The following is an 8479-nucleotide window of genomic DNA, read 5'->3' as shown; positions in this document are numbered from 1 at the left end:
CTGCCGTCACCCTCCCATTTACTCCTGTGAGTAAATTTAATTGGGAAAACTCAAATGAGATTGCTTGTTGAAAGCATTTAAAGTTTTATATACATATTTTAATGGACCAAGTCTATCTGCACTAACAAAATGAATCTTTTTTATCAAATCAAGAAAAATCGCCTGCCCACTATGTTCAAACTTAGTACAATCGGCAATTAAAACATCTTCCGGATTTTCTTTGTAGTTAATTCTCACTTGTGAAATATTCGGTGTAGCTATTACAAATGTAAACTTAATATCTTCTCCTCGTGGAGTTTCACTATTTTTTATATCATCAAAGTTTCCTAATTGCAATAGCTCTCCGTTGATTATTAACTTTTTTAAAGTTGCATTCTGCCAAGCTGACTGTGATAACACTAAGAAAGCTTGCAATAAAGATGACTTTCCCCTCCCATTTACTCCTGTGAGTAAATTTAATTGGGAAAACTCAAATGAGATTGCTTGTTGAAAGCATTTAAAATTTTGTATTTGTATTTCCTTTATCATAATATTGTATTTTGATTTAATATTTCGTGTGCAAGTCTAAATCTATCTAAAACTTTTGCTTTGTTACCTGTTGAACGTGTTACTGCATCGCGATATGTAATATCATTGACAAGTGTTGTATAGTTCTTCTTTATGGCTTGTTTATTCTTTTCAATAAAATCATCACTTTTTGAAGACAAATAATTACATACTGTTTCCAAGATAGCCGTATTTATTACACCTCTACCTTCTGTGGTTGGTATTCTAAAATTTTTATTGTCCCAAATAGAAAGTGAATGTCTCATCACTTTTTTGAAATCAGTTTTTATCTGCTGAATAGTATCATCATCCATTTTGTTGATTTTTATCATTGCAGATTCGATATACTTGCTCATATCGCCGGTATATTCATCTTCGTAGTTAAACCAACGAAAAGCCAAATAACGCAAAACAACTTCTCTGTCTTTCATTCTATTATTACTTACTCCATCCGCAATTGCTTTCTTAAAGTATGTTTTTTCGGATAATTCTTTGAGCAATTGGGTTGATTTTCCAATAAAGATACAATTGCGAACCTCTTGCCTATTTAATTGCGTTCCTCCTGTATTGATACGATTAAATAAATCATAAATTACAACCATTGGAGTAGAAGGTTTAAGGGTAAAAATTGTTAATTTTTTATCTTCAAACTTTGACTGTAATGTTTCCGGCAAATCCTTAAAAATCAACCCATTATATTTAGGCAATGCCTCTAATTTTTCTAATTTTAAATTGCCAAAATAAAATTCTTTCAATGTGGTAGTACGTTGTAATCCATCAATGACTACATATTTTGAATCTTTAGTTTCATTCAAATAAATAGGAGGCAAAGGGAAACTCAACAGTATAGATTCAATAAATTTACCTTTTTGGGCAAGGTTCCAAACTTGATTTCTTTGAAAATCGGGCTGTATTACGATTTTACCTCTGTCCAATTGTCGTAAATATTCAAAGATAGTAAATGGATTTTCAATTACCTCAATATCAGAATAAGCAGGGTCATAAGGATAGATACCACCATCTTCTGTCTTATCCTCAAAAGCGGTATCTGTGTCGAACTCTATTATTTCTTTTTGTTCTTCCATAAGAATATTTTCTGCAAAGGTACAACTTTATTTTTAATTGCTGCTTATTTTTTTCTAAAAATAACTAAAATTCCGTACCTTTGCACCCATAAAAGGATAAACAAGATGAAGTTATTTTGGAATAAGATAAAAGCAGAGCCTGCTTTCGCAGTCCTCTGTAATCTGGGGCTGATGCTGGTGGTCTATTTTCTCTTACGCATCGCTTTCTTCTTAGTCAACATCAGTTATTTCTCCGACATGACACAGGGGCATTTCTTGACCCTGCTCGGAGGCGGAGTGCAATTCGACATCGCCGCCATCATGTACACCAACTTGTTGTATATTTTGATGCAGATTTTGCCGTTCAAATTCAGGTTGAACACCCTCTACCAGACCATGGCCACGTGGGTGTTCGTGGTTACTAACAGTTGCGGCGTGATTGCCAACTGCTGCGATTTCGCCTATTTCCCGTTCACTAATCGGCGAACAACCAGCACTGTGTTTACGGAATTTCAAAACGAAAACAACATCGCCAAAATTGTGGGATATAGCCTCCTCGACTATTGGTATGTCGTTATTTTTGTCGGCTTACTGATTTTTGGTATCTATAAGTTGCACTGCAAACCAAGCGCAAAAAAATTGCTGTGTGGTAGTGGAGGAGAGGACAGAGATACCCGATGGAAAAATACCCACTATTATGGCGTACATAGCCTTCTGATGTGTCTGCTTGTATTCGGCACCATCATCGGCATACGTGGGCATATCAACTTTGTGGCAGCTTTTCATGGCACTGATTCACGCCCACTGGCACTCTATCATGCCAATAAATACGCCAATAAAAATTCGGAGATTGCCATCGTTCTCAACACCCCTTTCAGCATCATTCGGACAGTGAATCAGAAAGCCTACCGAAATCCTCACTATTTTCAGGATGAGGCTGAACTGGCCGCCATTTACTCCCCAATACATTTGCCAACACCTCAAGGAGATTTCAAGCCGCTCAATGTGGTGGTGCTTATCCTCGAAAGTTTTAGCAAAGAATACTCCGGTTGGTTCAACAAGCATCTGGAAGATGGCACTTACAAGGGATACACCCCTTTTCTGGACTCCTTATACACCGAAGGTCTGACTTTTAAATATTCTTACGCCAACGGTCGCCAGTCAATTGATGGTATGCCGGCGATATTGTCGAGCATCCCGCGGTTCATGGAACCATTCATCGTCACACCCTACAATGTCAATGACATCAGTGGCATCCCAAAAGTTTTGAAAGAAAAAGGCTATTATTCAGCATTCTTCCATGGTGGGCGCAACGCTTCGATGGGTTTTTCTTCGTATGCCAGGCAAGCCGGATTTGATGACTATTTCGGATTGGACGAGTATGGCGACAAAGACTTTGATGGCATCTGGGGCGTATGGGATGAGGAATTTATGCAATTCTACGCCACAAAAATGGGTACGTTCAGGCAACCTTTTATGACCACCGTGTTTACCCTCAGTTCGCATCAACCATTCAAAATTCCGGAACGCTATGAAGGAAAATTCCCCGAAGGCAAAGAAACTATTGCTAAGGCTATCGGATACACGGATTATGCCATAAGACAGTTTTTTAAAACTATGAAACTGTATGATTGGTTTGAAAACACCCTATTTGTTATCACCGCCGACCACACCAGTAAAGTTTCTCACGATGAATACTATACGGATATAAACAGGTATTCTGTTCCCATTTTATTCTACCATCCGGGCAGTGACCTCAAAGGGTTTGTGGATACCATGGCGGTGCAGCAGATAGACATCATGCCAACTATTTTGAGCTATATGAACTACGACATGCCCTATTTTGCTTTCGGTCAAGACATCCTTACGACCCAAGCGGAGGATAAATTCGTAGCCAACTACAATGAGCCGCGCTACCAATTTATTTACGATGATTATTTTTTGCAGTTCGACGGGCAACAAACAAATGCGGTCTATGCCTACAAATCCGACACTCTGCTTCAAAATAATTTGGCAGAACACTTTGTTAAAACATCGCAAACAAGTCGCACGCCCCCCCCCGTTTCTAATACGACACAAGTACAAATGGAAACAATGTTAAAGGCTATCATTCAGCAATATATGATGCGGATGAGCGAAAATCAACTGACTATAAATACAAGTAACAATAAAAATACAAGCCAATGAGAATAATTGGAGTGATTCCCGCAAGATACAATTCTTCCCGCTTCGAGGGGAAGCCGCTTGCCGATATTTGCGGCAAGCCGATGATTTGGTGGGTCTATCAGCAGGCAAAAAAAGTGGCAGAATTTTCGGCTGTTTTTGTCGCAACCGACGATGAACGAATAGAAAAAGCGTGCCAACAATATGGTTTGGAGGTGGTTATGACTTCTTCCAATCATAAAACAGGCACCGACCGGGTGGCAGAAGTGGCGCGCAAAGTGGAGGGCGATTTGTTCGTAAATGTGCAGGGCGACGAGCCGCTGATTGACCCCCGAATGATTCAGCAGGTGATTGAAATTTTTAAGGACAAGAGCGTTTATTTCGGCACTCTGAAAAAGGAACTTACCGAACAGTCCGCCATCGAGGACGTGAATGCAGTGAAGATTGTAACCGATTTGAAAGGTGATGCCCTGTATATGTCGCGCTCGGTCGTCCCGTCCAATGTGCGAGGCAAAGCGCGGGTGTTCAAACACATCGGGATTTATGCCTACAAGCGCGATTTTCTGATGCTCTATCCCACCTTGCCCCAAACGGAGTTGGAGATAGGCGAATCGCTGGAACAGCTGCGCGCGTTGGAGCACGGCTACAAACTCCGCGCTCACGAAACAGAGTTTGAAACCATTGGAGTGGATTTGCCGGAGCACATTGCGCAGGTGGAACACGTCCTTAAATCTTTTGGAAAATGAACAGCAAACCAATTTTCATAGCAGGTCCCTGTGTCATCGAATCCGGCGGCATTTTGGAAGAAGTTGCCGCAGAATTAGTGCGATTGAATGCCAAATATGGCATCAATATCCTGTTCAAAGCCTCTTTCGACAAAGCCAATCGCACGTCCATCCGGTCTTACAGAGGTCCGGGACAGGAACGTGGATTGCAAATGTTAGCAGACATAAAATCCAAGTACGGATTGTCGTTATTGACCGACATTCACGAGTCCTGCCAAGCGGCACCGGTGGGCGAGGTGGTGGATGTGATTCAAATTCCGGCATTTCTCTGCCGCCAGACCGACCTTTTGGTGGCAGCCGCTCAAACGGGCAAAGTTGTCAATATCAAAAAAGCGCAATTCCTTTCCGGACAGGACATGAAATATCCGGTTGAGAAGGTAAAAGAGGCAAACGGGCGTGAGATATGGCTCACGGAGCGCGGTAATGTGTGCGGCTACAACAACTTAGCCGTTGATTTTCGGAACATTGCGGATATGAAACAATTCACACCGCACGTGATTATGGACTGCACGCATTCTGTTCAACGTCCGGGGTCGGCAGGCGGCAAAACGGGCGGCAACCGCGAATTTATCCCCGCTATGGCACTTGCAGCCAAGGCTTTTGGCGCAACCGGCTATTTTTTTGAAACGCATCCCAATCCGGACAAAGCCCTCAGCGATGGTCCGAATATGCTGTATCTGAAAGAGTTAGAAACTGTTATATCTTCCCTATTATAAATAAAAAAAGGTATGAGCAAAATAAAAAACGATGCCATCCGCTGCCTTCAAGATGAGGCGCAAGCATTATTGGATTTGATTCCGCAATTGACGGACGATTTCGACAAGGCAATTGAGTTGACCTACCAATGCAAAGGCAAACTAATCATCACGGGCGTTGGCAAATCGGGGCATATCGGGGCGAAAATCGCCGCCACATTGGCGAGCACCGGCACGCCGTCCTTTTTTATCAACCCCTTGGATGCTTTCCACGGCGATTTGGGCATGGTCACGGCGGACGATGTCGTACTCGCCATCTCCTATTCGGGGCAAACGGATGAACTGCTGCGTTTTATCCCGCTTTTGGTGGAACGAAAAGTCCCCCTAATCGCCATGTCCGGCAACCCCAACTCGCTGTTGGCGCAGTGGTCGAATTATCACTTGAATATCGCGGTCAAAAAGGAGGCGTGTCCGCTAAATTTGGCACCCACTTCGTCCACCACCGCTATGCTGGCAATGGGCGATGCGATAGCCTGCGCACTCATCAACCGGCGCAGTTTTCAGGCAAAAGATTTTGCCCAGTTTCATCCGGGAGGCAGTTTGGGAAAACGCCTGCTGATGCGCGTGAAAGATGTGATGCGCACCAACGACCTCCCGATAGTGTCGTCGCAGGCAAAAATCGGCGAAACTTTGCTCGAAATGAGCAAGGCGCGTCTGTCGTTGGCAATCATCGTCGATAATGGCACAATAGAGGGAATTGTGTCGGACGGCGATGTTCGCAAATCATTTCAAAAGTATGATAATCAAGAAGTTTTGAATATATCAATCGAAAACATCATCAATCGAAATCCCCGTGTAATCGGCAGTTCGGAGAGCATAATGTCGGCTGCAACCATATTTAAGGAGCATAACGTGCACACTTTGGTCGTGATTGACAATGGTGTTTTAATCGGCGTGGTCGAATCCTATCAATGTATGCTTTAGATTTTTGCATAAATTGTATCGGTTGCGCCCAAATTTTGGGTAACAAACAATCCCGCTTTTTTACCGATTTCTTTGCGCCGGTCGGGCTTAAGCACTAATTCGTCCATGCGGTTGTTGAACTCGGCGGCATCGCGCACCGACAATCCGCCGCCAAAAGCAATCAACTCTTTCGCCTCCCTGAATCTGGCGTATTGGGGTCCCCAAAGCACCGGAATGCCATACACAGCAGCCTCCAACACATTGTGAAGACCGGTTTCAAATCCGCCGCCAATGTAGGCAATCTCTCCGTAGCGATAGATGGACGAGAGCAGTCCAAAACAGTCAATAATCAAGCAATCAGCCGTGCCTGCATTGGCTTCCGTCAGTTCGGAATAGCGCAGACAAGGGCGTTTGAGTTGGCTCGTGATTTGCCGGATGCGGTCTTCGCCGATTTCGTGTGGCGCGATGAGCAATTTCAGTTCGGGATGTGCATTGAAATACGGGATGAGCAGGTGTTCATCGGGCTGCCAAGTGCTTCCTGCCACTAATGTCAAGTCTTTTTTGCCTTCCGAAATATGCAAAAATTGCTCAATCAAAGGCAGTTGCTTTTTCTGCACAAAGATTTCGTGCACGCGGTCAAAACGGGTGTCGCCGTTCACAACCACGTTGCGAATGCCGTTTGCAGCCAGCAATTCTTTGGATTGTGCATCCTGCACAAACAGGGTCGTAAAATTTTTCAGGATGTTGCGCCAAGTGCGACCATACCACTTAAAAAAAATCTGCTTGGGCATGAATCGCGCCGAAATAATGTAAGTGGGGATGCCACGTTGCCTCAACGTGTCCAAATAGTTTTTCCAAAATTCATATTTGATGAAAATAGCCTTATCCAACGGCACCAGGTCCAAAAACTGCTCGGCATTTTTCTTGAAATCAAGTGGCAGATAGCACACAACATCCGCTTCCGAGTAGTTCTTGCGCACTTCATAGCCCGAAGGCGAAAAAAAAGTGAGCAGAATTTTTGTCTGCGGATGCTGCCGTTTGATTTTCTCAATCAACGGTCGCCCCTGCTCAAATTCGCCCAGAGAGGCAGCGTGAAACCACACATATTTTGCCTGCGGGTCGATTTTTTGCCTCAACAAGTCAAAAGTCTGCTTCTGACCGTCAGCCATCAACTGCGCCTTGCAGTTGAAAAAAGCAGCCAACCGCACCGCCAAAGAGTAGAAAAAAATACCTATGCTATACATCATAATTGATTTTAAGTGAGATATTTAGATATTTCGGCGCATAATATGCATTATGTTAAATAGAATTTTGCATGATTTGCAACATAAAAATCAAAAAACATAGCAACTTGCGCGAAAATCGCGGCAAAGATAATAATCTTTTTTTGATAAACAATAGGAAAAGTGTTAAAATGTTTGGGTTGCTGAAATTTTTAACATATTTGGTTTTGGCGATTGTGAAATATAACGCTTGGTGTAGGTAAAATGCGGCCTTCTTTGTCCCGCAGGGACAGCACTTTATTAACCGTAGACTTCAGTCTACGGGAGTGACAGAACCACCCCAAAGTCCCGCATGGGACGACACATTGTTTATACCGCAGACTGAAGTCTACGGTTAATAAAGTGCCGTCCCATGCGGGACTAATGGAATCTTAGCCTTTTCATACCGTAGACTGAAGTCTACGGTTAATAAAGTGCTGTCCCTGCGGGACAAGGAGCGAAAGCCAAGTGGTATGATTGCGGATAGTCATAAAAAAATTTATCAAAATCGGTTTTTTCTATCTATCCATTTAAATGACATTGTAATTACAACATAAATACAAACATAACAAATGAAACACAACGCAGTTGTGGTCTATTTAACATAATGCATATTATGCGCCGAAATCGCTAAATACTTCAATTAAAGATATTTATGAATACTGACAATGAATCGCAATAATAAAAAAATAGGTGCCATCACAATGGCAAGGAACGATGAGTTTTTTCTTAACCGTTGGATAGCCTACTATGGCAGCCAACTGGGGGAGGAAAATCTGTATATCTATCTGGACGGATTAGACCAACAACGTCCTTCGGGCGCGGGGCGTTCACATATTGTTGCAGTGGAAAAGAAAGGCATCAAAGTTGTTGAGGCGCGATTCATGCCCAAGCAGATTTTTTTTAAGTGGTATGGTCGCACTTGGCGCAACATCCTGAAAAATTTTACGACCCTGTTTGTGCAGGATGCACAATCCAAAGAATTGCTGGCTGCAAACGGC

At 42.9% G+C, this 8479-nt stretch carries 7 protein-coding genes and 1 pseudogene; 5 read left to right on the top strand and 3 right to left on the bottom strand.

All coding sequences use genetic code 11. The annotated features are described in order from the left end of the window. Positions 1-36: 36 nt before the first annotated feature. Positions 37-528: an AAA family ATPase gene (locus ASC50_RS03510; RefSeq protein WP_056928718.1), complete on the bottom strand. Its 492-nt coding sequence runs from the start codon at positions 526-528 to the stop codon at positions 37-39. Continuing rightward, positions 525-1631, bottom strand: a complete 1107-nt coding sequence (locus ASC50_RS03505) for a DUF262 domain-containing protein (protein WP_055432180.1) — start codon at positions 1629-1631, stop codon at positions 525-527. The genes ASC50_RS03510 and ASC50_RS03505 overlap by 4 nt, the downstream gene beginning before the upstream one ends. 105 nt (positions 1632-1736) lie before the next feature. Here ASC50_RS03505 and ASC50_RS03500 point away from each other — a divergent pair, with 105 nt between their 5' ends. From ASC50_RS03500 to ASC50_RS03485, 4 genes are read left to right on the top strand one after another with little or no spacing between them, the layout of a single operon-like run. Then, positions 1737-3797, top strand: a complete 2061-nt coding sequence (locus ASC50_RS03500) for an LTA synthase family protein (protein WP_055432181.1) — start codon at positions 1737-1739, stop codon at positions 3795-3797. Beyond that, on the top strand, positions 3794-4519 hold the full coding sequence (gene kdsB, locus ASC50_RS03495) for a 3-deoxy-manno-octulosonate cytidylyltransferase (protein ID WP_055432182.1): 726 nt from the start codon (positions 3794-3796) through the stop codon (positions 4517-4519). The genes ASC50_RS03500 and kdsB overlap by 4 nt, the downstream gene beginning before the upstream one ends. Continuing rightward, complete coding sequence (gene kdsA / locus ASC50_RS03490; protein ID WP_055432183.1) at positions 4516-5274, top strand: 3-deoxy-8-phosphooctulonate synthase; 759 nt, start codon at positions 4516-4518, stop codon at positions 5272-5274. The genes kdsB and kdsA overlap by 4 nt, the downstream gene beginning before the upstream one ends. A gap of 12 nt (positions 5275-5286) precedes the next feature. Continuing rightward, the gene (locus ASC50_RS03485; protein ID WP_055432184.1) at positions 5287-6237 is read left to right on the top strand and encodes a KpsF/GutQ family sugar-phosphate isomerase; all 951 of its coding nucleotides are present in this window, start codon (positions 5287-5289) and stop codon (positions 6235-6237) included. Here the strand turns inward: ASC50_RS03485 and ASC50_RS03480 are convergent. Beyond that, entirely contained in the window at positions 6234-7463 is a 1230-nt protein-coding gene (locus tag ASC50_RS03480; protein ID WP_102134489.1) for a 3-deoxy-D-manno-octulosonic acid transferase, read from the bottom strand. The genes ASC50_RS03485 and ASC50_RS03480 overlap by 4 nt on opposite strands. A gap of 683 nt (positions 7464-8146) precedes the next feature. Between ASC50_RS03480 and ASC50_RS07380 the strand changes: the two are divergent. Further along, positions 8147-8479: pseudogene (locus ASC50_RS07380) on the top strand (glycosyltransferase family 2 protein); the annotation flags it as partial.

Source organism: Candidatus Symbiothrix dinenymphae (assembly GCF_001431085.1).
This window is presented reverse-complemented; position numbering and strand designations above follow the sequence as displayed.

Excerpts from the sequence above, each read along its gene's own strand:
- kdsA (WP_055432183.1), top strand. The coding sequence starts at position 4,516 with ATGAACAGCAAACCAATTTTCATAGCAGGTCCCTGTGTCATCGAATCC.
- ASC50_RS03505 (WP_055432180.1), bottom strand. The coding sequence starts at position 1,631 with ATGGAAGAACAAAAAGAAATAATAGAGTTCGACACAGATACCGCTTTT.
- ASC50_RS03480 (WP_102134489.1), bottom strand. The coding sequence starts at position 7,463 with ATGATGTATAGCATAGGTATTTTTTTCTACTCTTTGGCGGTGCGGTTG.
- ASC50_RS03500 (WP_055432181.1), top strand. The coding sequence starts at position 1,737 with ATGAAGTTATTTTGGAATAAGATAAAAGCAGAGCCTGCTTTCGCAGTC.
- kdsB (WP_055432182.1), top strand. The coding sequence starts at position 3,794 with ATGAGAATAATTGGAGTGATTCCCGCAAGATACAATTCTTCCCGCTTC.
- ASC50_RS03510 (WP_056928718.1), bottom strand. The coding sequence starts at position 528 with ATGATAAAGGAAATACAAATACAAAATTTTAAATGCTTTCAACAAGCA.
- ASC50_RS03485 (WP_055432184.1), top strand. The coding sequence starts at position 5,287 with ATGAGCAAAATAAAAAACGATGCCATCCGCTGCCTTCAAGATGAGGCG.